The sequence below is a fragment of the Sorangium sp. So ce327 genome, assembly GCF_051530205.1.
In the GTDB taxonomy this organism is placed as follows: Bacteria; Myxococcota_A; Polyangia; order Polyangiales; family Polyangiaceae; genus Sorangium; species Sorangium cellulosum_B.
The window spans coordinates 2,214,237-2,238,886 of the sequence record NZ_CP150330.1 but is presented as its reverse complement, the minus strand read 5'-3'; the positions used below and the strand labels follow the sequence as shown (position 1 = coordinate 2,238,886).

At 68.4% G+C, this 24,650-nt stretch carries 18 protein-coding genes and 2 pseudogenes; 13 read left to right on the top strand and 7 right to left on the bottom strand.

What is annotated here, in order from left to right; genetic code table 11:
* The first annotated feature begins 88 nt into the window (after positions 1 to 88).
* Entirely contained in the window at positions 89 to 2,137 is a 2,049-nt protein-coding gene (locus WME95_RS08445; protein ID WP_437907903.1) for a rhamnogalacturonan lyase, read from the top strand.
* 13 nt (positions 2,138 to 2,150) lie between these two features.
* Positions 2,151 to 2,594, top strand: a pseudogene (locus tag WME95_RS08440) (PP2C family protein-serine/threonine phosphatase); the annotation flags it as partial.
* Between the two features lie 202 nt (positions 2,595 to 2,796).
* On the opposite strand, the gene WME95_RS08435 reads toward WME95_RS08440, so the two are convergent.
* Positions 2,797 to 4,287, bottom strand: coding sequence for an MDR family MFS transporter (locus WME95_RS08435; RefSeq protein WP_437907902.1), 1,491 nt, complete (start codon positions 4,285 to 4,287; stop codon positions 2,797 to 2,799).
* Between the two features lie 286 nt (positions 4,288 to 4,573).
* Positions 4,574 to 5,332: a hypothetical protein gene (locus tag WME95_RS08430; protein ID WP_437907901.1), complete on the bottom strand. Its 759-nt coding sequence runs from the start codon at positions 5,330 to 5,332 to the stop codon at positions 4,574 to 4,576.
* A 703-nt stretch (positions 5,333 to 6,035) separates the two neighbouring features.
* Between WME95_RS08430 and WME95_RS08425 the strand changes: the two genes are divergently transcribed.
* The 6 genes from WME95_RS08425 to WME95_RS08400 all read left to right on the top strand — a co-directional run bounded on the left by WME95_RS08425 (position 6,036) and on the right by WME95_RS08400 (position 11,732).
* Complete coding sequence (locus tag WME95_RS08425; RefSeq protein ID WP_437907900.1) at positions 6,036 to 6,800, top strand: TRP-like protein; 765 nt, start codon at positions 6,036 to 6,038, stop codon at positions 6,798 to 6,800.
* The gene (locus tag WME95_RS08420; protein ID WP_437907899.1) at positions 6,800 to 7,675 is read left to right on the top strand and encodes a DUF4388 domain-containing protein; all 876 of its coding nucleotides are present in this window, start codon (positions 6,800 to 6,802) and stop codon (positions 7,673 to 7,675) included. Before WME95_RS08425 ends, WME95_RS08420 begins: the two co-directional genes overlap by 1 nt.
* On the top strand, positions 7,672 to 8,475 hold the full coding sequence (locus WME95_RS08415; RefSeq protein WP_437550767.1) for a ParA family protein: 804 nt from the start codon (positions 7,672 to 7,674) through the stop codon (positions 8,473 to 8,475). Before WME95_RS08420 ends, WME95_RS08415 begins: the two co-directional genes overlap by 4 nt.
* Positions 8,447 to 9,016 carry a hypothetical protein gene (locus WME95_RS08410; protein ID WP_437907898.1) on the top strand — a complete coding sequence of 190 codons (570 nt, stop codon included), beginning with the start codon at positions 8,447 to 8,449 and terminating at the stop codon, positions 9,014 to 9,016. The genes WME95_RS08415 and WME95_RS08410 overlap by 29 nt, the downstream gene beginning before the upstream one ends.
* Positions 9,017 to 9,068: 52 nt before the next feature.
* Positions 9,069 to 9,443, top strand: a complete 375-nt coding sequence (locus WME95_RS08405) for a hypothetical protein (RefSeq protein ID WP_437907897.1) — start codon at positions 9,069 to 9,071, stop codon at positions 9,441 to 9,443.
* A 471-nt stretch (positions 9,444 to 9,914) separates the two neighbouring features.
* The gene (locus WME95_RS08400) at positions 9,915 to 11,732 is read left to right on the top strand and encodes a serine hydrolase domain-containing protein (RefSeq protein WP_437907895.1); all 1,818 of its coding nucleotides are present in this window, start codon (positions 9,915 to 9,917) and stop codon (positions 11,730 to 11,732) included.
* 121 nt (positions 11,733 to 11,853) lie between these two features.
* Here WME95_RS08400 and WME95_RS08395 read toward each other — a convergent pair whose 3' ends face one another.
* On the bottom strand, positions 11,854 to 12,378 hold the full coding sequence (locus WME95_RS08395; protein ID WP_437907893.1) for a helix-turn-helix domain-containing protein: 525 nt from the start codon (positions 12,376 to 12,378) through the stop codon (positions 11,854 to 11,856).
* Between the two features lie 68 nt (positions 12,379 to 12,446).
* Between WME95_RS08395 and WME95_RS08390 the strand changes: the two are divergent.
* Positions 12,447 to 12,722 (top strand): annotated as a pseudogene (locus WME95_RS08390) (transposase); the annotation flags it as partial.
* 238 nt (positions 12,723 to 12,960) lie between these two features.
* On the opposite strand, the gene WME95_RS08385 reads toward WME95_RS08390, so the two are convergent.
* The 3 genes from WME95_RS08385 to WME95_RS08375 form a co-directional block, all read right to left on the bottom strand.
* Complete coding sequence (locus WME95_RS08385) at positions 12,961 to 16,134, bottom strand: SIR2 family NAD-dependent protein deacylase (RefSeq protein WP_437907892.1); 3,174 nt, start codon at positions 16,132 to 16,134, stop codon at positions 12,961 to 12,963.
* 415 nt (positions 16,135 to 16,549) lie between these two features.
* On the bottom strand, positions 16,550 to 16,819 hold the full coding sequence (locus WME95_RS08380) for a hypothetical protein (RefSeq protein ID WP_437907891.1): 270 nt from the start codon (positions 16,817 to 16,819) through the stop codon (positions 16,550 to 16,552).
* On the bottom strand, positions 16,801 to 18,006 hold the full coding sequence (locus WME95_RS08375; RefSeq protein ID WP_437907890.1) for a phosphatidylglycerol lysyltransferase domain-containing protein: 1,206 nt from the start codon (positions 18,004 to 18,006) through the stop codon (positions 16,801 to 16,803). The genes WME95_RS08380 and WME95_RS08375 overlap by 19 nt, the downstream gene beginning before the upstream one ends.
* A 253-nt stretch (positions 18,007 to 18,259) precedes the next feature.
* On the opposite strand from WME95_RS08375, the gene WME95_RS08370 reads away from it, so the two are divergent.
* The 3 genes from WME95_RS08370 (at position 18,260) to WME95_RS08360 (ending at position 21,051) form a co-directional block, all read left to right on the top strand.
* The gene (locus WME95_RS08370) at positions 18,260 to 18,823 is read left to right on the top strand and encodes a Smr/MutS family protein (RefSeq protein ID WP_437907889.1); all 564 of its coding nucleotides are present in this window, start codon (positions 18,260 to 18,262) and stop codon (positions 18,821 to 18,823) included.
* 55 nt (positions 18,824 to 18,878) lie between these two features.
* A complete protein-coding gene (locus WME95_RS08365) occupies positions 18,879 to 20,294 on the top strand; it encodes a sigma 54-interacting transcriptional regulator (RefSeq protein ID WP_437907888.1) in 1,416 nt (471 codons plus the stop codon).
* A gap of 118 nt (positions 20,295 to 20,412) precedes the next feature.
* Positions 20,413 to 21,051 (top strand): hypothetical protein, encoded by a 639-nt coding sequence (locus WME95_RS08360; protein ID WP_437550755.1) that lies wholly within the window; start codon positions 20,413 to 20,415, stop codon positions 21,049 to 21,051.
* 88 nt (positions 21,052 to 21,139) lie between these two features.
* On the opposite strand, the gene WME95_RS08355 is transcribed toward WME95_RS08360, so the two are convergent.
* Positions 21,140 to 22,525, bottom strand: coding sequence for an MATE family efflux transporter (locus WME95_RS08355; protein WP_437907887.1), 1,386 nt, complete (start codon positions 22,523 to 22,525; stop codon positions 21,140 to 21,142).
* 399 nt (positions 22,526 to 22,924) lie between these two features.
* On the opposite strand from WME95_RS08355, the gene WME95_RS08350 reads away from it, so the two are divergent.
* Positions 22,925 to 24,400 carry a carboxypeptidase regulatory-like domain-containing protein gene (locus WME95_RS08350; protein ID WP_437907886.1) on the top strand — a complete coding sequence of 492 codons (1,476 nt, stop codon included), beginning with the start codon at positions 22,925 to 22,927 and terminating at the stop codon, positions 24,398 to 24,400.
* The last annotated feature ends 250 nt before the right edge of the window (positions 24,401 to 24,650 follow it).

Below are 24,650 nucleotides of genomic sequence, written 5' to 3'. Positions count from 1 at the left end.
GCTCCGGCAGCGTCGGCGTCGGCTTTTGGCTTTTCCTCGATTGGCTTGAAAGGCGAGTACTACAATGAGAGACATTACCTATGGGACCATGGCCCTGGTCGTAGTGGGAGCCCTGAGTGCGTGCAGCGGGCCCGAATCGGGCGATGACGGCTCGGGTGGCGGTCAGAGTGCAGGCGGCGCGTCCGGCCAGACTTCCAGCGGCGCGTCCGGCCAGACTTCCAGCGGCGCGTCCGGCCAGACTTCCAGCAGCGCGTCCGGCCAGACTTCCAGCAGCGCGTCCGGCCAGACTTCCAGCAGCGCGTCGGGCGGAGGAGCAACCGGCGCGGGTGGCACCGACAGTCCAGGCGAGTCAATCTGCGGCGTGACACCGGCCGCCGCGACTGGCCACGTCAAGCTGGAGGACCTGTGCCGCGGCGTGGTGGCCGTGCGCTCGGGCGAGGGCAACTTCATCAGCTGGCGGTTGATGGGCTACGAGGATCCCGGGATCGGGTTCAACGTCTACCGCGACGGCACCAAGGTGAACGACGCTCCCATCACCGACTCGACCAACTACCTCGACTCGGGGGCGCCCGGAGGCGCGAAGTACACCGTCCGCGCCGTGATCGATGGCGTCGAGCAGGGCGACTCGGCCAACACGCGCGACGGGGACGCAGGCACCCCCACGTGGCAGCAGAACTATCTGACCATCCCGCTCAAAACGCCCGACAATTACGAAGCCGGAGACGCCTCTCCCGGCGATCTCGACGGCGACGGCGACTACGAGCTCGTGGTCAAGGAGCAGGACACCCCGCGCGATCCGTCGCAAGACGGCCGCACCGGCCAGCCAAAATTCGCGGCCTACGACACCGACGGCACCTTCTTGTGGCGCATCGACCTGGGCATCAACATCCGCGAGAGCGAGCACACCACGCCCTTCGTCGTGTACGATCTGGACGGCGATGGTCGCGCTGAGATCGCCATCAAGACCGCTCCTGGCACGCGCGATGGGAAGGGAGCGTTCCTGCACACCGGTCCCGCCGCCGACGATGACGACTCGCGAGACTATCGCAACGGGGCGGGCAAGATCTTGAGCGGGCCGGAATATCTCACGATCTTCAGCGGCGTCGACGGCTCGGAGCTCGCGACCATCGGGTACCACGCCCCCATCACGAGCGGCAGCTTCGGCGACAACAACGGCAACCGCTCGGATCGCTACAACGCCACGCTGGCGTTCCTCGACGACTCCGGCCAGCCGAGCGTCGTCATGCAGCGGGGCTACTACGCCCGAACGACGTTCGGAGCGTACAACTACCGCGACGGCAAGCTGAGCCTGATGTGGAGCTTCGATTCGTCCGCGAACGGCAACGGTGCCTACGCCAGCAAGGGCACTCACAGCGTCATGGCAGCGGATACGGACGGCGACTTGAGGCAGGAGATCATCCCTGGTGGCGCGACGATCGGCCCCGACGGCAAGGGCAAGTGCGCCGTCAATTTCGGCGCGCACGGCGACGCGCTCCACATCACCGACCTGGTCCCCTCACGCCCCGGGCTCGAGGTGTTCCAGCCGACCGAACAGAACGGCGTGCCCTCTTACTTCCTCCGAGATGCGGAGACCTGCGAGATCCTGTGGCGCGGCCCGAACAGCGACGGCGAGGGGCCGGGCCGCGGCGCTGCCGACGACATCTCCCCCGATAACCCGGGAGGTGAGGCCTGGACCAACACCGCCGGCCTGTTCAATGCGGAGAGCGGTCGCAACATCGGCTCCCGTCCTCGCCAGGTGAACTTCCTGATCTGGTGGGACGGCGACGAGAGCCGCGAGCTACTCGACGGCAACACCGTCACGAACTTCGACGGCGAAGGTCGGGGCTTCACCGCGAACGGCTGCACCTCGATCAACGGCACCAAATCGGTGCCGACGCTCAGCGCGGATCTGTTCGGCGACTGGCGCGAGGAGGTCGTGTTCCTGTGCGGCAACAGCCTGCGCATCTACACCACCGATCAGATCACGAAACGCCGCATCTACACGCTGATGCACGATCCGCAGTACCGTGCCAACGTGTCGGCGCAAAACGCGACCTACAACCAGCCGCCGCACACCAGCTTCCACATCGGCGACGGCATGAGGGAGCCCCCCAGACCCAACATCACGGTGCGGTGATGTCGGGGTGACCTACAAGAACGTCCGCGGTCGCCTGACGCGGGACGAACACGCGACGCTGCTGCTCTTGCGGTACGAGCGGAGCGGCCGTGTGACGTTCGCGGGAGCGCACGACGACATCATCGTTTGCTCGGCGCGCACGCGGCGCTGCATGTGCATCCCGAGCACCGGGGTCTGGGTCGGCGTGTTCCCCGCGATCGACGCGATGACCCGGGATTCCGAGCTCTTCCTGGAGGACGGGGACGTCCTCGTGCTCTACAGCGACGGGGTGACGGAGGCCCGCAACGTCCACCAGGAGCAGTTCGGGCTGGAGCGGCTCTGCGCCGCGATCGAGGCCGCCCAGTCCGCGCCCGTCGAGGTGATCCGCGACCGGATCCTCGGCGAGGTCGAGAGCTGGTGCTCGAGCCCCGATGACGACATCACCGCCGTCGTGGCGAGATACCGCGCGCCCCGGTAGCCGCGCCCGCGGGGACGATGGCGTCGTGATCCTCGCAATGCTGCTTGTTCACGGCCGCGGCCGCAGGGATCTGGAGGAAGAACAAGTACTTCGGCGCTTCCCCGGTGCCGCCCGAGCACCCGCGGATCCATGCGTGGAGGTCCCATCGAAAGGACCCGACATGCCATCATCGCGCTCTACTTGTCGACGCAGGCGGGTCGCCTCACCCGACGCCGGCCCCGCTCGGCGGCGCGACGGCCGCGTCTCCCCCATCGGCCTGGAGCGGCACACGGGGGAACCACAGCGCCGCGATGAAGCCGGTGACGCCCATGGCCGCGATGATCCAGAACACCGTGGTCAGGCCGGCCGTGAGCGCCTCCCCGAGGTGCTGGAGGATCGACGGATCGAGGCCGCGCGCCCCCTCCGCCGTCAGGAGCCGGCTCGCGGCGTCCGCGGGGATCGACGGGTCCTTCGCGAGCTGGGCCGTCAGCACGCCGCCCATGATGCCCACCGCCACAACGCCGCCGAGCAGCCGGGAGAACATCGTGCTCGCGGTGGCGATCCCCCGCTGATCCCACGCGACGCTGCTCTGCACCGCGATGAGCAGCGCGACGTTGGACAGCCCCATGCCCACGCCGAAGACCAGCGTCGTCGCGCGGAGCATCAGCGGCGTGTCGTGCGCCCCGCCGAGCGCGAGCGCGAGCCCCGCCGTCGCCGTGACGCCGAGGCCGATCCAGATGAGCGGGCGGAACCCGACCCGGGGGATGAGCCGCCCGCCGATGGCGCTCGCGACCGGCCAGCCGATGAGCATCGGCGCGATGGCGCTGCCGGCGTCCGTCGGGGTGCCGCGGAGCACGCCCTGCACGAAGAGCGGCACGAACGTGATCGTGCCCATCATCGCGCCGCCGAGGATCGCGCCGGCCACGTTGGAGATGAGCATCACCGGGCGCCGGAAGAGCGGCAGCGGGATCATCGGCTCGGGGGCCCGGCGCTCGACCGCGAAGAACGCGGCGAACAGCGCCGCCGACGCGACCGCCGCGAGCAGCGTCGTCTCCCCGCCGAGCCTCCCCGTGGCGAGCAGCAGCGCGACCACGCCGGCGGACAGGAGCGCCGCGCCGAGGAAATCGAGCGCGTGAGGCCGCCTGTCGATGCGCTCGTGGAACGAGGTCGCCACGAGCGCGACGGACGCAACGCCGAACGGGATGTTGATGTAGAAGACCCAGCGCCACGAGAAGTAGTGCACGATGAGCCCGCCCACCATCGGGCCGATGATGCCGAACAGCCCCCAGGCGGCCCCGAAGACGCCCTGGATCCGCGCGCGCTCCTTGAGATCGAAGATGTCGCCCGAGATGGTCATCGCCATCGGCTGCATCGCCCCGGCGCCGGCCCCCTGGAGGGCGCGGAAGGCGATGAGCTGCGGCATCGTTTGCGCCAGGCCGCTCGCGATCGAGCCGAGCAGGAAGACGGCGATGCCGAAGAGCATGATCGGCTTGCGGCCGTAGATGTCCGACAGCTTGCCGCAGATGGGCACCAGCACCGACGAGGTGAGCAGGTAGGCGGTGGTGACCCAGGCGTACTGGTGAATCCCGCCGAGATCGCCGATCACCGTGGGCATGGCGGTGGCGACGACGGTCGATTCGAGGGCGGCCATGGCGAGGGCCAGGATGAGCCCGGCGACGGTGAGGGAGCGGTGGGTCTTGCGTTCTGGAGCCATGCGGGTGGTGGATGTGGTGTGGACGAGCCGGCGCGGCAAGCGGGACGCCGCGCCGCGCGTCATCACCGTCGGGAAGACCGGTAAGGGCGGAGACAGTCGTCTGCGTCGCCATGGTCGAGCGCGAGACGAGAACAGGTGGGCATGCCGCCGCTCGCGCGGTCGGCGACCGCTGTCGGGGCAAGACGTGCGTCAGCGTCTCGTGCAGAGAGCTCGTCGCATGACGAGCGCCGGGGGGTGGGTCCCGTAAAGGGGGCGGCGCGCCCCGACAGGCTTCAACCGCGCTGATTCACGCGGCGAGCACCGACGACCGGGTCATCACCTGGCTCACGCCGTCCGTCTCGGGGTCGGCCACGGGGGCGCTCACGGGGTGCGCGAGGGCATAGCGCAAGAGCTCGTGTGTCCACGGCTCGAATATCGTGAACACCTCGTCCGCGAGCGCGATGTACCGCGCGCGCGTCTCGGCGTCGAGCGGGATGCGCGCGAGCTCGGCGTGGTCGGCGTTCACCGCGTGGCCCGACTCGCGCTCGAAATGGAACGAGCCGCAGTAGCGCAGCTGCGTGCCAAGGCGCTTCTCCAGGGCCTCCGCCAGGGGAAGCATCGCCCCGAAGAGCACGTTGCCGGTCTCTTCGATCGCCTCGATGATGACGAGCCGCTCGAGGCCCGTCGTGCCCTTGATGAGCGCGGTGAGCCGCGCGGTGAGGATCCGATTCTGTATCGTCTCCTCACCCCAGAGGAAGTTCAGCAGGTCCGTGCTCCGGCCCTCGACGTCGTGGCCGAGCTTGGACAGATCCTCCAGGTACCACGGCCAGTGATGGTCGTCCTCGCGCGTGTGGGCGTTGACCATCTCTTGATAATTGTCCGCGGCGTGCTCCTCCCGTAATACGAATTTGTTCAGATCACCGAAGCTCAGGATGAAGTACGCCATGCATGGATAGAACGCGAGCCGCTCGCTCGGATCGAGCAGTTCGTTACGCATGTGCTCGAACAGGGGTAGACGAGCGTATGCCTGCTTCTTCTCGAAGATGTGCCGCAAGACCTGCCGCATGAGCGATCTCCTTTTCGGCTGTGGGTGTCAGTTGGTTGAACAATCCCTCTGTTTGCGTGAACCAAGCGCCGTGAGTGCCTGAGGCCTCAAGACAAGATCACGGCGCACCGAGCATGGACGTTGCTGCTGGACCTCACCTCGGTTGAAATCCTGCGCCCCCTCGCGCTGCATCCCGAGCGCGATTACTGGAATTTTCCACGAACCACCTCAGACGTTTCTGCAACGCTGTGGGGTGCGTCCAGCCGGTGCATCCACTGTAGCGCACGCCCGGTGTAATTTGCACCCACAATCTTGGGGTCACCATTCAAATTTGAAACGGCGGCCGGTGGGCGAACCGGCGCTGGGGTGCGATACGGCTTGCGACGTTCGCGATTGGCTGACGATTGATCCTGCGGGACGCCCGAGACTACGTGGCGACTCAATGGCCCGAATGTGGAAGCGGGCCGCGGGCATTGCCCCGTCCCATGTCTCCCCCGCCTTTCCATGGGGCGCATGTCGCGGCTCCCCGTGTTCTGGTGGGATGCTGGTTGGTCCCACACGCGCGTACCTGAACGATGACGAGCCGGTCACGATGGCGCGCCGGTATCGACGGCGCGGACCGAGGACGGCCGCCGCGAAGGTTCAGCCAAACAGCTTGAATGCCGGCGGTCGAGGCATGTAACTTGCCGGCTGTGCCGTGAAAGACCAACTCGACTCAGCTCTGATGGTGGAACCCGAGAGCCGCGCGGTCCCGAAGAGCGCGCCCATGCGGGCGGAGATCGTGCGGCTGGTCCGTGAGAAGCGCTACGAGGAGGCGCTGGCGGTGCTGTACCGGGCGCGCGCGGAGTCGCCCGGCGATCGGGAGCTGCAGGCGAGCATCGAGCGGATCAAAGAGTTCCTCGCCGGCGCCTACGCCAAGCGGCTCGGCGGCCTCGATCAGGTGGCGGGGCCCATCCCGGTGTCGGCGGGTCGCTCGCCCGACGCGCTCTTGGTGGCGCGGTACATCGACGGCTCCTCGACGTTCGACGACATCATTCAAATGTGCCCGCTCGGGCGGCTCCGCACGCTGCAGGTGCTGGTCGGCCTCTACACGGGGAGGGACGTGGCGTCGCCGTTCAGCGACCGGCCGTCGGTCTCCTTCCGGCCGCCGCTGGACACGCTGCCGTCCGAGCCCGGCGCCGATCCGGGGCCGCCGACCATGCCGGAGCGCGGTCTGGAGCGGCGATCGCCGGAAGCTCCCCCCGCGAGCGCGCCATCTCCCCCCGCGAGCGCGCCAGCTCCCCCCGCAAGCGCGCCGTTCACGCCACGGGTGTACGAGACCGAGGAGGATCGGCTCTACCGCGAGGCGTTCGCCCGCGGCACCGCCGCGTTCGTGCAGCGCCGCTACGACGCTGCGGTCGAGGCGTTCGAGGCGTGCGCGCGCATGCGCCCGAACGATACGGCGTCGTCGGTCATGCTGCGCCGAGTGCGGCGCGACACCGGAGGCTGATGGCCATCGTCGTGGTCGCTGTTCCCGATCTGCGCGAGCGCATGCGGTGCATCCGCGTCATCGCCGGGCAGGCGCCGGTGAGCGCCCTCGGCGCCGCGACCTGGGAGGAGCTCGATCAAGCCCTCGACGGCGTGCAGAGCGCGGAGCTGATCATCTATGCGCCGTCGCTCCCGGGTGGGCCGGAGGACGCCGTCGCGCAGCTCCTCCGCCGCACGGCGCGGCTGGTGCTCGCCGTCAACGATGGCGTGGAGGTCCCGGGAGCGGCGGGCACCACGCGGGTGACGTGGCCCATCGCCGAGGAGACGCTCATCCTCATGGCGCACGCCGCGGGCGCCCAGTCGGCGCCGATCGGGATGAACTTCGTGCCCGTCGACTTCTTGCAGATGATCTGCATGTCCGGCGAGTCGCACGTCCTCGTGGTCAGCGACGCGAGCGCCGACGTGGGTCTGATCGAGGTGCGGCGCGGCCAGGTATGGACGGCGTTCGACGGCCTCGGCGTGGGCGAGGAGGCGTTCGCGCGGCTCATCCGCCCCGAGATGCGGGTGCGCGTCACCCCGGCCGTCGGCTCGACGAAGGAGCGCACCATCTTCAAGGATCTGGCGGAGCTGGTGCTCGACTCGCTGCGCCGGATCGACGAGGGCAGCGTGGAGGCGCCGCCGCCGATCTCGTCGAGGCGGATCGAGATCGCGCTCATCTCGCCGGAGCAGCGCGCGGCCCGCATCAAGCAGCTCAACGCCGACGCGCGGCGCCTCTTGATGGAACGCAGCTACAGCGAGGCGGCCTGCGTCCTCATCGACCTCTCGGCGCTCGACCCCGCATCCAGCCTCGTGCGCGCTAACCTGGAACAGCTACGCAAGCTCGGATACCCAAGATGACCCGATCCATCGCATTCGCCAGCCTCAAGGGCGGAGTCGGAAAGACCACCGTGGCGCTCAACTGCGCCTTCGCCTTCGCGCGCCGAGGCGCGCGGACCCTGCTCGTCGACACGGATCTGCAGGGCGCCATCGGCATGTCGCTCGACGGCGTCAGCGACCGGCCCGGCCTGGCCGCGAACCTCGCGCGAGGCGGCCCCCCGCTCGAGGGTCTGGTGAAGACCCGGCTCCCGGAGCTCTGCCTCTTGCCCATGGGCCCCGTCGACGCGCTCGACGAGGATCGCTTCGCCATCAACGCGCGCGAGGCCAACATCGTGGGGCGCATCCTGGAGCACAGCCAGCGCGACTTCGACCTCGTCCTCTTCGACACGCCGGCGGGGCTCGGCGGGATGTCGCGCATCGCGCTGGAAGAGGTGGACAGCGTCATCGCCGTCGCGCAGTGCGAGCCGCTCGCGCTGCGGGCCATGCCCCGGCTGCTCGAGCTCCTGGCGCGGCTCCGCGACATCGGCTCCGCCTGCTCCCTGCTCGGCGTGGTCGGCACCATGAGCTCGTTCCGCGATCCGGTGCTCCTGGCCTCGCTGGAGGAGCTGTGGTCCCTCTACCGCGATCAGGTCTTCGACACCGCGGTCCCGCGCGACAGCACGTTCCTCCAGGCGAGCCGCGCAGGCGTGCCGCTCGGCCTGCTCAGCCGCCGCCCTCCGGCGGTCTCCGCGGTGTTCGACAAGCTGGTGGCCGAGATCGAGGAGCGCCTGGGCTCCAACGCAGGAGGCGAGGATGACGGTCCGATCCGTCTCGTGGACTGACGCGCAGCGGGTGACCTCGCTGCTCGAGCGGGTGAGCGTGCCGCGGTCGCGAGAGTCCGCGACGCTCGTGACCGCTATGGGGGCAGCGCGCGCCGGCGCGCCGGGGAAGGCGGCGCCCGTGCCGGCGAAGGCCGCGCCCAAGGAGGTGAAGCAGGTGAAGGAGGTGCCGCGCCTCGTTCAGACCTCCGACAACCCGGCCGATCGGCTCGACGTGCTCGTCGCCTGGACGCTCGATCACCACCCGTGCGTGGGCGCCTTCGTGGCCGACGACAACGGCCTCACGCTGGCGGCGCACGGCATCTCCGAGGCGCACGTGTCCCTCGTGGGGCCGCTGCTCTCGGCGCTGGTCGGCGTCCGCTCCATCCCCGGCATCGACGCCACGGCGGGCGCGCTCTGGCTGGGCGCGCAGATGATGTCCTGGGTCGAGGCGCGCACGGCGCGCGGCGGCTTCTGCCTCGGCACCGTGGGCGACGAGGCTCTCTCCACGCGGTCGTTCGAGCAGCTGAAAGAGGCGCTCGCGACGACATTGCGCGGGCTGTAGTACATCCGGGTTTTCAATGCGGGCGCGCGCGCCCAGGAGCGACGGAAGCACGATGATCGACACCAAAGTCCTCGAGGCCGCAGTCCATGATCTCCGCAACATCCTCCGCGACGGGCTGCTGGCCACCGACATCTGGGAGCGCTCGGCGGGCCTGTCGCTCGCCGGCTTCAACCAGCAGCCGGTGGCGGTGGCCCTCTTCACGCGCATCACCGAGGAGCTGGACAGCTCGCTGCGCGACTCGAACTTCCCTCCGCTGGGGCGATATTACCTGCTCGACATGGCGGGCAACCACACCGTGGTGGTGCTCAACCACGGGACGCTGCTCCAGGGCATGCTGGTGGACAACAAGCGGGCGAACCTGGGGATCCTCATCTCCGTGGCCATCCCGCGCATGATCGAGACCATCGCGCACGCGAGCGGGCGCTGAGCTGCTCGGCACCCCTCACCCGCCTCGGCGCCGCGGCCTGGAAGAGCGACGCTGGTTCAACAACGTATTCAAAGGGACCTCCTTCACGCCACAGCGTGCGGCATCGCCCGCCGCGCCGTGGACGTGGTGTGGATGAGCTGACGCGGCAAGCGTGATGCCGCGCTGAGCCGCGCGCGCCGCTCGCCGCCAGAGCCCCCCACGCGGTGGTGCGGCGGCGTTGCGGTGTCATGACCGCGTGACAGCCGGCCGTCATGGCCGCGTGACAGCGCCCCTCGGAGCCCCGCGATCCCGGCCTTGAGCGGAGTGGCCTCTCGGTTGCAAACGCCCCGAGGAGCCCCGAGGAGCCCCGAGGAGCCCCGAGGAGCCCCGAGGAGCCCCGAGGAGCCCCGAGGAGCCGCGCTGTCGCGCGCGCTCCGGCAGGAGCGCCGCTGAAGCGCATCCTCCGCCCTGCCCAGAACGAAGGAAGAACCCATGAAGCTCAATCGATGGATCGCAGCGTGCTTTGGCGTCGCCCCCTCGCTCGTGGGGTGCGCAGACCCCCAGCCGGAGATCGAGCAAACGGCCTCCGAGGAGCGCGTCCAGGCGTCCTCGGACCGCCTCGATTTCATCGCCGCGACCCCGCCGCCTCTCGTGAACGCGGCGCACGACGACCTCGCCTGGAAGCTCGATGACTACACGGGCTACCCGGCCCCGGGCGCGCTCACGCCGGGCATGATCGCCGCGGTCGTCAAGGGCAAGCACATCGTCGCGCTCGGGGCGGCCGGCTTCGCGAAGCTCCCGGAGCAGACCCCGATGACCGAAGACATGATCTTCAACATCGGCTCCAACACCAAGAGCATGACCGCCACGCTGCTCTCGATCCTCATCGAAGAGAGCCCCGCCCTCGACTGGGACACCACGCTCGCCGAGGCGCTCCCCTGGGCCACCGAGCCGGGCAAGGAGTACATCAAGCCCGCCGCGCGCAAGAGCGTGACGCTGCGGCAGCTCGTCGCGCACCGCTCTGGCATCGCCTGCAGCTACGAGGTGGGCGACACCACGGTCGACAACCAGCTGTACAGCCACCCCGATTACAGCGCCGGCTGGAAGAGCAAGACGCACCAGCAGGTGCTGAAGGAGTACGTGAGGGGGCCTTCCATCCCCGTCGGCGGGAACGCCACGGGGCTCCTCGCCGACTGCAGCGACACCATCGGGGTGTACCGCTACGAAAACGCGAACTTCACCATCGCGCAGGCGGTCATCGACCAGTGGGCCGGCATGGCGTTCATCGACTACGCCAGAGAGAAGCTCATCGACGCGCACGGCTTCGGGGCCACCTACCAGACCTCCCAGGCGTTCTTCCTCGCGCAGAGCGGCTCGATCAACGGCACCGCGGCGCAGAGGGCCTACTGGAATCCGTATTTCTTCAACCCCACGCACCCCTATCTGGCCGCCGGGAAGTTCGTCTGGGGCCACAACGAGGCGGGGACGCCCCACTCGGTGCTCGATCCGGACGTGGACCCCTGGGCCGTCGCGCCCGGCTCGGGCGGGTTCGCCTTCAACATCCTCGACTGGGCCCGCTACGCCATCGCCCACATGCGCGACACCTCGCCTGCCTTCACGAGCGTCCACGCGCTGGACTTCTCGAGCTACAACTACGGATGGAGCTCAGGCCCCCGCTGGACGAGCGGCGGCATCCAGTATACCGGCCTGTGCCACTCAGGCTCGATCACGGGCATGCGGTCCAAGATCTGCGTCTACCCCGAGCTCGACATCGCCTATCTCTCGTTCGCGAACGGCGGCCCGGACGCGGGGACGGCCAACGAGAACGTCGTCACCTGGATGGCGAGCCAGCCCGCCTACGCGCGGACCACGGGCGGGTGCAAGGACGACCCGGACCTCGTCACGGGGGTGCAGCGCTTCTGGGACGACGAGATGTTCGGCTGCGCCGGCAGCGTGACCTACCCCGACCGCGCGGACCTGTGCAAGACCGGCTATCACGTGTGCAGCGCCGCGGAGTTCGTCGAGAAGAACGGCTACGGCTCCACGAACGCCGAGGCGCCGAAGCACCACTACTGGACCGACGACAACCTCAAGTACACCGGCGTGGGCTCGGGGAGCTGCTCCGCGGCGCCGACCGGCATGAGCTGCGGCGCCACTACCCCCATGCGCGTGTGCTCCCCCGACGGCGTCGACCCCGAGGGGAACAAGTGCAACTGGGTCAACTGCGGCCACGGCGACAGCACCAAGAACCGCTACTTCGGCGGCTGCGCGGGCAACACCACGGCCGGCGCGCTCTGCTGCAAGAATTGACCGGCCACGGGGCCTGTCGCCGCTCCTCCAGCGCGGCGGGCATCCGCGCGGATCCGTCTTGTTTTACACACGCGCCGGCAAGGGGGGTAGAAACGATGCTAGTCGGGTAGTCCGGGGTCGGCTACCCCCGGGCGACCCGGATCCGCTCTGCCCTCGCCTCTACGCCGCCGACATCGTGCTCCACCACCTCGATCGGCTCGACGACGCTCTCGCTCGCTACCACGCGGTCCTCGACGGCGATGACCGCCTCCCCCTCCGCATCGACTGAACCTGGATTTCGCGCCCACGGGGCACGAACGGGCCGACAGCGATGCGCGAGCGGCGTTTCGCCGACGAATGCGACGTCAATTACAAGAGCCGCTCTGGGGGCTCTTGGCAACGCCCCCTCGTCTGCGCGCTCACCGTCAGCCACCCATCGGTCGGCAGTCATCTTGTGGACACCGAGCTCCGTGGCGATCTCGGTCGGCGTCGCCCCCGAGCGGGAGCGCGCCTTGGCGTACGCCTCGGCTCGCTCCCGCAGCTCGCTCGGGTACTTCCCACGGCTCTTCTGCTCTCGATACCTCGACAGCTCTGCACGCAGCTGCACCAGCTCCCTGCTCCCTGGCATAGCTCGCTCCTCTTCGCTCGGCGAGCGCACGGCCCTCATCTGGCGTCGCGTAGCGTGCAACCGAATCTGGCCAGGGGGAAAACGCGGTCTGCGGAGCGGCTACATCCCAATGCACCCAAGCCGCGTCGGGACGAGGCCGAACCGTGTCCATCGCCGAGGACGAAGCGCTGCAGCGCAAGTTCCGGAAGCTGCAGCAGACCGGGCCAGGACGCGCCGTGCTCCGGCAGCGCACGGCTGTGGAGCATGCGCTCGCCCACATCGCGGCGCGGAAAGGACACAGGGCGCGCTACATCGGCGCCAGGAGAAACCTGTTCGACCTCCGGCGCGCAGCCGCCATCCAGAATCTCGAGGCCGCCCAGCGGCTCATCCAGGAGGCGGCATAACACGACTGCGGGAAGTCGGAGGGGGAAGCGAACCGCCATGACGCCAAGGGCGCCAAGAAACCAGGGAAATGGGAGGGGGGAATGCCGGGACGGCACTTCCTCTTCTCCCCTTGGCGACCTTGGCGCCATGGCGGCTTTTCTGCCGATCCGGGGCAACTTCCCGCAGTAGTGATAACCTATCGGAACTAGACGATCTTCAAGATGTTTGTCGTCCTAGCAACAACCCACAACTGCACACTCAGTCAAACGCATCAAGAATCCTCTTGAGATGAGACACATTACCGTGGTCGTAAAGATGCCCCTCACTGTCCCGACGATCGTAAATGCGCCAAAGCTCCTCAATGTGCTCTCGAAACAACGCCTCATCCCCCGCATCCTTACCAAGCTTGAGAAGCAGCAGATGAGAACCGATCAGATTCGACTGCGACGTCGGATTCGGAAATTTGTTAACCTCAATACCAGCCAGTTTCAACCCCTCCAAGTAACTTAACCGCGCATCATCCTCACGCCCAAGCCCGGCCGCCACATTTCCAAGCCCCCAACAGATTTCAACCAACATATCCAGGCGCATTTCGTCGAGTGAACCAGCGTCGCCGACTGGCCCAAGCATCTCCCGGCCCCTCTCGTAGTGCGACGCTGCGCTCCCAAAATCGCCCAACCGCTCCGTGGCATTACCAAGCCGAACGTAAGCAGATGCTATAGAATCATTATCCGACCGCGTGCGATTCGACTCCCGTATCTGAAGAACCGTATTTAACCCCGCAGCAAACTCCATGCGCGCCAGCTCATAATCTTGACGCGCATACGCTCTGTTGCCACGAAACATGTGCAATATCGCCCTGAACCGCCATGCGGCCGGGTCGCCCGCTGACTCTGACCGAAGCGCCCCATTCAAATCTGATGTATTTTTCAGTATGCGCTCGACCATGGCGTCGTTTGCTGGGTATGGCCGCAACCCAGCAACCAACATATCAGCCCAATTTTCAACCGTTTCTACGGTATCAGAAAGCCGTTGCTCCGCCAGTGTCCGCTGAGCAATCGACTCGTTTCGTTGTTTCATGGCAAATGCAGCCGCGATGGTGGCCACGGCCGCGCCTACAATTGCACCCGTGAGCATCGACCGATCCATCAGGCGCCGACGTCGTTCCTGCGCGACGGCCGATTTCAGAAAATCCTGGGCACGCGCATCAGCGTCAACTGCCCCCTTGAAATACGCAAGCTGACCACCGCTAGGGAGCCCGTCTGGGGGTGAACCTGCTGATATCCACCGATTTGCCGCAGCCTCGAGATCATCCCTGCTCTCTAGCGCCTTGCGGTGCTCCTCGATCCATTTCTTCAGTGTCTCCCATCGCCGAATCAAGGCTTCATGAACCAGATCGACGGCATCCTCGGCCTCCGGCGCGTCCGTCCCACTCACCACCACTAGACGCACAGGCACTTCCGCTTCCTCTGGCTGGCTTGAGACTCGCCCGCCGGATAGCCTCGCGAGCACACGTTCGGCCAGTTCGTCCCCGCCCGCGGCAATAAGCACGTTTTTGCGAGTTACCGTCTGCCGGGTGTCTTCTGCGCCACGTTCGCTCTTCACCAGCCGAAGCAATATTTTTCGCGCCCGCTCTCGTCCTTCTTTACCAAGTCCATCCAAGACCGCATCCGCGCTGCTTGTCAGTGCGCCCGCGAGCCCGCCAAGCTCGTCATACGTCGCGTGCAGCAGGAGCTTGCCTCGCCGCTTGGCCCAAACTGCCTGGAGGACGTGCGCGACCAGAGGCAAATTGCCCTCGGTTTTCGACGCATCGTCAAGGATTCGCTCCACGAGCCCTGATTCCCACTCTAGACCTGAGAGTCTTGCCGGCTTCTCGATGGCCACGCGTAGCCCGGGCCGCTGCATCGTCTTGAGGTGATAGCGGGCTGCGCTGGCGTTAAGAATCGACTCCATCCCTGGAAGGTCTCGAAAACGTCCCATGAAATCGCTACGAATCGTAGTAACGAGATAGAGTGCCCCGTCAGTATCCTGGATAGCCATAGCGAGCAATGAATCGAACTGCGCGCGGGGCTCAGGCGGAGCAATTGTGAACGCCTCTTCAAGCTGATCCACGACGAGCAAGATTCCTTGGCCCTTCGGCAGATTCTCACGAACGAAGTTGGAAAGGGCAGTCCCCGAGCCACGAAAATCATTAACGAGCCGGTCAAGCGACCAGACGTCAAGCGGCAGGTGATCCCGCAGCGCATTGTAGACGGCGTGGGCTAGCGACGACACCGGATCCTGCCCCGGCCGACAAACCGCAACCCGCCAGGTTCCCGGCGCGTTCGCGATCCAGCCCTTCTCCACAATCGCAGGGACGAGACCCGCTCTCGCTAGCGAGGATTTTCCGGCCCCGGTGGGCCCCTCAATCTGAAGCCAGCGTCGGTAACCGTCGAGTGTGTCGCCGAGCTTTTGCGTAGCTTCGGAGATCTCGTAATCACGGCCTAGAAAGAACCGAGCGTGGTCCTGATCGAAGAACCTGAGGCCCGGAAATGGACACGGCGCGTCCTCTGCATCGTGGCTGGGTTCTGCGTGCTCGTCTGTGTGGCCAGCGGTACCCGAGAGTTCCCAGAGGATTCTCACCAGCTCACGGTGTTCGCCGTCCGCGTTGTTGTAGGCAATCAGGCGAACACCGGCATTTTCTAACATCGTGCGGCGATAGGGCCGCACTTCGTCGGCGGGCACTATCGCAAAATGCCTTGACGGCTGCTCGCTCACAATCGCATGGATGCGGTTGAGGATCGCATCGAATTCGTCGTCATCGAGCTGATATCCCACGAAGACCAGCGTCGTCGCATTGAAGAGGGCCGCCAACGCCTGCCTGAGTCGCTCGTCGGCGTGCATGGCGCGCTCGTACTCCTCTCGGGTCAAAACCCATGTTGAACGCTCCACGAGCGTTCCATGGACTTTGATAATGATGCGCCGCCGCCGGGCAAGATCCGGCGTGGCGCGGGCGACTGCTGGCCAAGCGCCTAGAAAGGCTTGCTCGAGAAGGCAGTCGAGATTCGTGGTTAGCGCAGCGCGAAGACGGGGACGGAGTGCGCCGATGGCGTGGGCCAGCGGTGGGAGCCGGTCGATATGCTGCTCATCGAAAGCTCGCTCAATTGCGAGCCCGAACTCAGCAGGACCAAGGCACACCTTAGCTGCTGACAGCGCATCGACGAGCTCACATTTTCGAGCAAGTTCGGAGATTTCGGCAAGCGCGGCCTCCTCCACGCCGCGACATCGAGCGCGCTCAACGAGATCGGCAATCAGTCGCTTTCGGGACGGTAGCCCCGCAGCGATCGACATCCCTGCGCCGACAAATAGGACAACGTCTCCCCTAACATAGATCTCGCGCAGTTCATCGAGCGCCGGATCTTTGCCGGCTCGGCTTAATTCCGCTGGTGCCATACCCAGCGATCCATTTAAGCGACGCTGGCTGACGAAGGCAAGCTTCAGCTATTCTCGAACTGATTTTTGTGCGAAATCGCGCATTTGAGCACGTCCCGGTCGCCATGCCCCCCTGTTGGCGCTCCCGATAGCTGTGAGCGCTGCATGAAGCGCCGTTGCTCCCGGGCCGCCGCGTCCGGCGCATGAGGGCACGCATGACGAGGACAACGGCGACAGAAGCCCAATAGGCGGAGCGAGTTCGGGCGTGGCGGGAGAGCGACGAGCGTGCGGATTGGGCGGCTGTATGTCTACGAGAGCTTGCAGCGCCTCACGCACCCCTGCCATCATTTCATCCTGAGCTTCGCGTTTCTTCCCGAAGTGCCCTTCCTCTGGGATGATCTGGAATGAGTAGATGTCGACGCCGGATCGCTCCGGTTCACCGCCGCTCTTCACCCTCGGCGAACGAAACGCCCGCCTGGCTCGGCGCCGCGGCTCCTCTCGCCAGCTCCTCCCGACGCGCCGCCCGGACGAGCCGCTCCGGCCTGTGCATCCGTGCGCTCCACAACAGCACTGCAGCGACCGCCGGCGCCGCGACCGCCACCCCCACGACCGCGAGTTCGAACGCCCCCCGCGCCCGCGGCAGGTTGAACAACAACGCTTGCGCCAGCGTCAACGCCGCGTCGTAGGTCACCAGCGCAGCCAGCACCAGCGAGAGCGTCTGTCCGTGCCGCCGCTCAGCCGCAGCATGGCCGGCGCGAGGCACACGTCGAACACCACCCACCCCCATTTCACGGCGGGTGACGGGGACCAGCGCGCCGCGGGCGCGAGCGCGAGCAGCGCGGTCCACGGGATGATCAGCCAGCCGAGCACCTCGAACACCACGGCCGGCCCGCGCAGCAGCGTCGCGAGCCCGAAGCGCAGGAGCCCCCCGCGCGCGAACGCCGCGAGCGTGTCATAGATGGCCACGAGCCCGCGGCCGCCGGGCGGGTACACCAAGTAGATCGGGACCCAGCCGTCGGGCCGCAGCTTCGCCTTGAACGCATAAAGACCCTGGAAGTCGTAGAGGCGAGCCCCGAGCCGCTGCGCCGCGCGCAGCCCACGCCGCACAGGCCCGGCGAGCGGCGCGAGGCCGAGCGTGACATAGAGGCACTCCTCCTCCGCCGCGGCGGTGCGCATCGCCTGATCCACGAGCAGCTCCGTGGTGCCGTTCGGCGCGGACGGGTCGCGCAGCAGGTCCTCCAGGAAGAGGCCGCACCGCGCGTACACCGGCACCGCCGCGAGGAAGCCGACCACGGCGCGCCCGGCCTCCGCCACGACGTAGCGCCGCTCGCGGGCGAACGAGAACGGCTCGAGCTGCACGAGAAAGCCCATGGGCGCCATCGGCCGCGAGGAGGCCCAGCGCGCCATGAGACGCTCCACCTCACGCCGCAGCGGGCTCCCGGCGTCCTCGAGCTCGCCGGGGCTCACCGCGCGCGCGACCACGCCCTTCGCGCGCGCGCGCCGGAGCTGCTCGCGCAGCCTCCGGCTCGACCGGAGGACATCGCCCCAGCGCGATGGATCCCACACCGGCTGCTCCCCGATGAGCATCGAGCTCCACGGGACCCGCTCGGAGAACCGCGCCTCCGCGCCGAAGAGGCACGCCCGCCGCCCCGCCGTCGCGGCCGCCTCCACGAACGCCTGCGCGACCTCGGCCAACCGCTCGGCCGCCGCGATCGGCGCGCCGGCGGCAACCCACGCGCCGCCGGTGTCGACATAGGCCACGCAGGCGTCGTCGTCATGGAACCAATACCGAAAGTCGGACTCCAGCGTCTGGAACGAGGTCGCGTTCCACCCATGGCGTTTGAGCAACGCGAGGACGCGCTTGCGGTCGGAGCGTGGGTTCAGCGGCGGCACGGGCCGGCGCAGCATAGCGCAGGGGCGCTCCGGTGCGCGCAGAGCGGTTCGAGGCAGCCGGACACGATGGCTTCCGCGGAGCGACGTGCTCTTGCAAGACGGGAGCGTCGCCGCGATGACCAGCGCCGCCTTCGGCCACGTATCGAGCGGGCAGCGGCGTTCCCGCGTGAGACGATGGCAGCCCGGTGCGTGCGAGTCAATCCGAGCCAGCCAGCGTCCCGCCGCCGCACTCTCACACTTTGCACATGCGGCTTTGGGGCTTGCGTTCCTCACGGCGGGCTTTTCCATCAACGGCTGCTCGGACGACGCAACACCCGACCACAGATGCCATAAGAGCGCCGGCGCGCTGAACGGGGCCGCGCGCGGTGGCGGGCGCCGCCGGCTCGGCTACACCGCGCGGATGCTCCGCCGGCTCCGCGAATGGCTCGACCGCGCGCTCTCGCCCCGCGCGCCCGCGCCCCCCGATCTCGCGGGGCTCGACGCGCCCGGGGCCGGGCCCCCCGACGGAGCGCCCGAGCCGCCCGGCGGCGACGACGTCGTGGTCATGCCGATCGAGGACGCGATCGATCTGCACACGTTCGCCCCGCGCGACGTCGCCTCCGTGGTCGAGGAGTACCTGCACGAGGCGCAGCTGCGCGGGTTCCGCGAGGTGCGCGTCATCCACGGCCGCGGCAAGGGCGTGCAGCGCCGCGTCGTCCGGGCCGTCCTCTCGCGCCACCCGGCCGTGGACGGCTTCCGCGACGCCCCGGCCTCCCGCGGCGGGTGGGGGGCCACCGTCGTGTGGCTCAAGCCGGCGGGCGGCGATCTCTCGCCCTGAGCCGCCGGCAGGGCCGCCTCTGGACGAGCACAGGCCCACGCGTAAGATGGCGCGCATGCCGCGCCCCCCCGCCACGCCCGACGACCCCGGCCCGCCGAGCCTCGCGGCCTCCACGGAGCCCCGCATGGCGAAGGGCGAGGTGCTCGCGGTGCCCCGGATCGAGCTGTGCGTCGAGCGCGAGGCGGGCAAGCCCGCGAGCCGGGTCATGGTGCTCGACGGCGATTTCATCCGCATCGGCTCCCACCCGAGCAACGACCTGGTGCTCGCCGACCGCGCCGTCTCCCGCTTCCACTGCATCCTCGAGCGCGTGAAGTCCACGTTCCGGCTGACGGACGTCGGCTCGCTCAACGGGACGACCATCGCCGGCGTCCGCGTGCGGGACGCCGACGCCATCCTGCCGGAGTGCCGCATCGAGCTCGGCGAGTCGGTCGTGCGCATCCGCGACGCCGACGCCGTCGCCGAGACCGAGCTCGCGCGCGCGGTCAGCTTCGGGGCGCTCCAGGGCGTGTCGGTCCCCATGCGGCGCCTCTTCCCCGTCCTCGATCGCGTGGCGAAGAGCGCGCCCGACGTGCTGATCGAGGGCGAGAACGGCACGGGCAAGGAGGTCATCGCCACCGAGCTCGTCCAGCGCGGCGCCCGCGCCGACAAGCCGCTCGTCATCGTCGACTGCGGTGCCATCTCGCCGAGCCTCATCGAGAGCGAGCTGTTCGGCCACGTGCGCGGCTCCTTCACGGGCGCCACGCGCGACCGCGCCGGCGCCTTCGAGGAGGCCGACGGCGGCACCGTCTTCCTCGACGAGATCGGCGAGCTGCCGCTGGAGATGCAGCCGAAGCTCCTCCGCGCCCTCGCCTCGCGCGAGGTGCGCAGGCTCGGCGAGAGCCGGGTGCGCAAGGTCGATATCCGGGTGATCGCCGCCACGAACCGGCGCCTGGAGCGCGAGGTGAACAGCGGCAGGTTCCGCGAGGACCTCTATTACCGCCTCTCGGTGCTCACCGTGCGCGTCCCGCCGCTGCGGGAGCGCAAGGAGGACATCGGCCTCCTCGTCCACTGCTTCCTGAACGAGCTCGGCGCCGTCGACAAGGTGCACCTCTTCTCCCCCGAGGTCATCGAGGACATGAAGCGTTACGACTGGCCCGGCAACGTGCGAGAGCTGAGGAACTACGTCGAGCGCCGCGTCGTGCTCGGCGAGGGCGCCGCCATGGGGGCGGCGCCGCCCGAGCGCAGCCCCGCGCCGCCGGGCGCCGCGCCGCCGGGCGCCGCGCCCGAGGAGCCCGCCGCGAACATCGAGATGCCCTTCAAGGAGGCGAAGGACGCGATCATCGACCAGTTCGAGCGGCGCTACCTCGCCGCCCTGCTGGCGTGGTCGAACGGCAACGTGAGCCGCGCCGCGCGCAAAGCAGGGCTCGACCGGATGTACCTCCACCGCCTCCTCCAGCGCCACGGGCTGCGCCGCGCCGCCGCCCTCGACTGAGCGAGCCGGGCATGCCGGGTCACATCGGGGCCAGCCCGAAGCCGCCACCCTGCGATAGAAAAGGGCGCAGCGGTGCTGCACATGTCACAGTCGCGTCGCAATGGCGCGATCCGTCCGTGTGCGCAACCTCGCAAAATCTCTGAATATTTCAGAAACCGATCTGCTCCTCTGGCTCGCGGAGCATGCGCCAGCGACGGAGCTCCGCCACCCCGCGGACTTCCTCCCGGCGGAGCTCGCGGGCCGGGCGCAGCAGGCGCTCGGTCGCTCCCCGCCGTCGGCGCCGGCGGAGGAGCGGGTCGAGCGCCGCTGCGCCGAGTGCGCGAAGCTGCCGCCGAAGGCCGGGCTCCGCGTGGTCGAGGTCGGCGCCGATGCCGTCTGCGACCTGTGCGGCAGCTCGGCGAACAAGCGGGCAGCGCTCGCGATGATCGGCGCGTTCCACGCGCGCGGGCTGCGGAGGCTGCTCGTGGTCGGCGGCGGGCCAGGCACGTCCGAGGACCTGCGGCAGCTGCTCGCGGGCGAGGTCGAGATCCGCATCGTGGACGGAGAGGGTCACCGCAATGCGGCGAAGGCCGACGCCGATCTCCGCTGGGCGGACGTGGTCGCGGTCTGGAGCTCGACGATCCTCTCCCACAAGGTGTCGAAGCTCTACACCGATCAGCGCGCCAGCTTCCGCGAGAAGCTCGTGACCGTCCCGCGGCGCGGCGTGGCCGCGCTGTGCATGGCCGTCACCGAGAAGGTGGGCGCGCCCGCGGGATGAGCGGCGCCCGGCCTCCCCGGCCGGCTTCCGCCGGGCGGCGCCTCACCCTTGCTCGGGGCGGTTGTTCGGCGAGCGCAAGCGCGAGCGCTCACGCGGGGCGGCTGCTCAGCCGCACCCGGCGGAAGGTGCGCCGCGCGTGGGGCACCCAGCCCTGGAAATGCCAGCGCGCGGCCATGACCAGCCCGCGGACCCACTCGTCGGCGGCGTAGGCGACCCAGACGCCGGCGAGCCCCCAGCCGAGGTGGACGCCGAGCAGCCAGGACAGCCCGACGGCCACGGCGAACATCGAGAAGACGCCGAACCCGACAGGGAAGCGGGCGTCGCCGGTGGCGCGGAGCCCGTTGATGACGACCAGGTTGAGCGTGCGGCCCGGCTCGACGAGGAGGGTCAGCCAGAGCAGCCGGGAACCGGTGGCGATCACCTCGGGATCGCGCGAGAAGAGGCCGAGCAGGTGGGGGCCGAGCAGCGCGGTGGCGACCACCAGGCTCACGCACACACAGAACCCGATCGCCAGGCCGCTGCGCACCAGGCGATCGGCGCCCTGAAGATCGCCGGCGCCGATGTGGTGTCCGACGACGATCTCGGTCCCGAAGCCGATCGCCATGCCGAACAGCAGCAGGAAGTGCATGATCTGCATCGTGTACGTATGGGTGGTGAGCGCCGTCTGCCCCATGTTGGCGACCATCGCGAGGATGATCATGAAGCTGATGCGATAGACCACGTTCTCGCCCGCCCCCGGCAGGCCGATGTGCAGCATCTCGCGGAGGCGGTCGGGGCGAATGCGCCAGAAATCCTCGAACGTCGGGCGGATGCCGAGGCGCGAGATCCACAGCTGCCGGTGCATCCAGAACGAGAGAGCGCGCCCGACCACCGCGGCGACCGCGAGCCCCATCATGCCGAGCCCCGGAGCCCCGGCGACACCGAACATGAGCGGCAGGCTGAGCGCGAGCTGCACGACGTACATGACGACGATGAGGCGCAGCGTGTCGCGGGTGTAGGTGTGCGCGCGCAGCACCGAGCCCATCGAGAAATTCACCGCGTCGAACGCCAGCATCACGCCGACGGCGATCAGATAAGGCTCCGCGATCGGGAACAGGGAAGGCGGCAGGCGCATCAGCTCGAGCAGCGGCCTCGCGCCGATCGCGATGACGACGAAGCTGAAGACGCCGAGCCAGAGATTGGCCGCGAGCGACGCCCGCGCGACATGCTCCGCCCCGGCGCGGTCCCGCGCGCCGAGATACTGGGTGACCACCACGCTCGCGCCGACGCTGACGAAGCGAAAGGTGATCATGAAGGTCAACATGATCTGGTTGGACAGCCCGTACGCGGCGGCGGCCTCGTCCGACAGGCGGCTGACCAGCCATACGCCGAACACGCCGACGAGCATGTGCAGCAGGTTCTCGCTGAAGATGGGCCAGGTGATCTCCAGCAAACGAGGGCGAGGGAGAGCGGGTGCAGGTAGGACCGATTGCAAAGCGCCGCATCCTACTCTGCCGAGGGGCACCTCGCCATGACGGAACACGGCCGCGCAGGCGCGGTCTCGCGGTCTCGCGGTCTCGCGGTCTCGGGCGCGGGGCGCGGTGGTACGCGGAACGAAGGTTGGCGCCGCTGTCGCCTATCTCCTCACGGTCCGCTCGATCGCACGGAAACCTAGCGAGGCAGAGCGAAACCGAGCGAAACCGAGCGAATGACACCGACTGCCCCGCGCCGCCCCCGGCGGCGCAGACGGAGAGGAAAGCTTCCGTCAACACACGCAAGAGCGTGTTCTGGCTCGCATCCTTGCAGGGTTGTCCCTTCCCGTATCCCCGCGGTTCGATTACTCTGGGAATGGGCGGAGCAGGGCACACTCGCCTCTCTGCGCCTGGAGGATCAAATGGGGATAGTGCACGGCAGCGCCCGATGGCTCCTGGCCGCGGCGGCCATGGCGCCGGCTGTCGCTGGCGGATGCTCCTGCGGCGATTCCGGCGGGACGATCGGCGCCACGTCCGGCGGCGGAGCCGACCAGAGCGCGGGGGGTGGCGGCTCCGGGGGAATCCCCTTCCTGGCGGGGAGCGGCGGGTCGGGGGTCACGAGCGGCGGGTGCGAAGGGCTCGAGTGCCAGCAGATCGCCTGTCCAGGCGGCGGCACGACCACCGTGAGCGGCACCGTGTACGAGCCCGCGGGCAAACTCCCGCTGTACAACGTCACGGTGTACGTCCCGAACAGGGAGCTTGAGCCCATCACCGACGGGGCGAGCTGCGATCGGTGCAATGTGACGCTCTCCGGCGATCCGATCGCGACCGCGCTGACGGACACGAACGGGCGCTTCGTGCTGGAGAACGTGCCCGTCGGGGTGGATATCCCGCTGGTCGTCCAGCTCGGCAAATGGCGGCGCCAGATCACGCTGCCGAAGGTCGAGGGGTGCGTCGACAACCCGACCGTGGACACGACGGTCCGCCTGCCGCGCAGCAGGGCAGAGGGCCACCTCCCGAAGATCGCGCTGACGACCGGCGGCTCGGACGTGCTGGAGTGCCTGCTGTACAAGATGGGAATCGACGCGTCGGAGTTCACGCCGGAGGCGGGCGACGGGCGGGTGAACCTGTTCGCCGGGCGCGCCATCGAGGGCGACAGCGCGACGAGCAGGTATCGAGACGGCCTGAACGACGGCGCCCCCTTCTCCCTCGCGCGGGAGTTCTGGGGCTCTCTCGACGACCTGCGTCGGTACGACATGGTGATCCTGTCGTGCGAAGGCTCCGAGTTCAGGGACGACAAGCCGGAGGCCGCGCTGCGAGCGATGTTCGACTACGCCTCCGCGGGAGGCCGCGTGTTCGCGTCGCACTGGCACAACACCTGGATCCGGCTCGGGCCGGAGCGGTTCCCGGAGACGGCGGAATGGGACGAGGAGAGCGATCCCGACGACGGGCTCCCCGTGCTCGTCGACACCACGTTCCCGAAGGGCCTGGCGCTCCGGGACTGGCTCGCCAACGTGGGCGCGTCGACCGTGCCCGGGCAGATCGAGATCGACGATCCGCAGCACTGGGTCGACTCGGTGAACGAGGAGATCGCGACGCGGTGGCTCTACAACGAGGCCAACACCGATTTCGACGCGCCCGCGGGGGTCAAATACTTCACGTTCAACACGCCCATCGGCGCGCCGGAAGAAGAGCAGTGCGGCAGGTTCGTGTACACGGACATCCACGTTGCGGCGAGCGACGTCGCCGGGGCGCCGTTCCCGAGCGGCTGTGAAGACCGCAACGGGGCGATGCATGAGCTGACCGCCCAGGAGAAGGCGCTGCTCTTCATGCTGTTCGACCTGTCCGCCTGCATCGCGCCGGACGACCAGCCGCCGCCAGTGCCGGTGCCGACGTGACGAGCGCCTCGACGGCGCGGCGAGACGAACCGGGCGCGGCGCTCGACGCTTGACATCCCGGGGGCGCTCGCTCGCAATTTCCTGAGCGATATTGATGCCCTGGGCATGGATAGGCGGTTGCCCAGGGTGGTCACCCGACCACCAAGGGGAGCACTGTAGCCTGCGTGGACCGGCGCGGGACAGCCCTCGCGCCCAGACCAGAGACGCAGCGCAGCAGGGTCCGCATCACGGGCTCCGCCAACTGGCATAT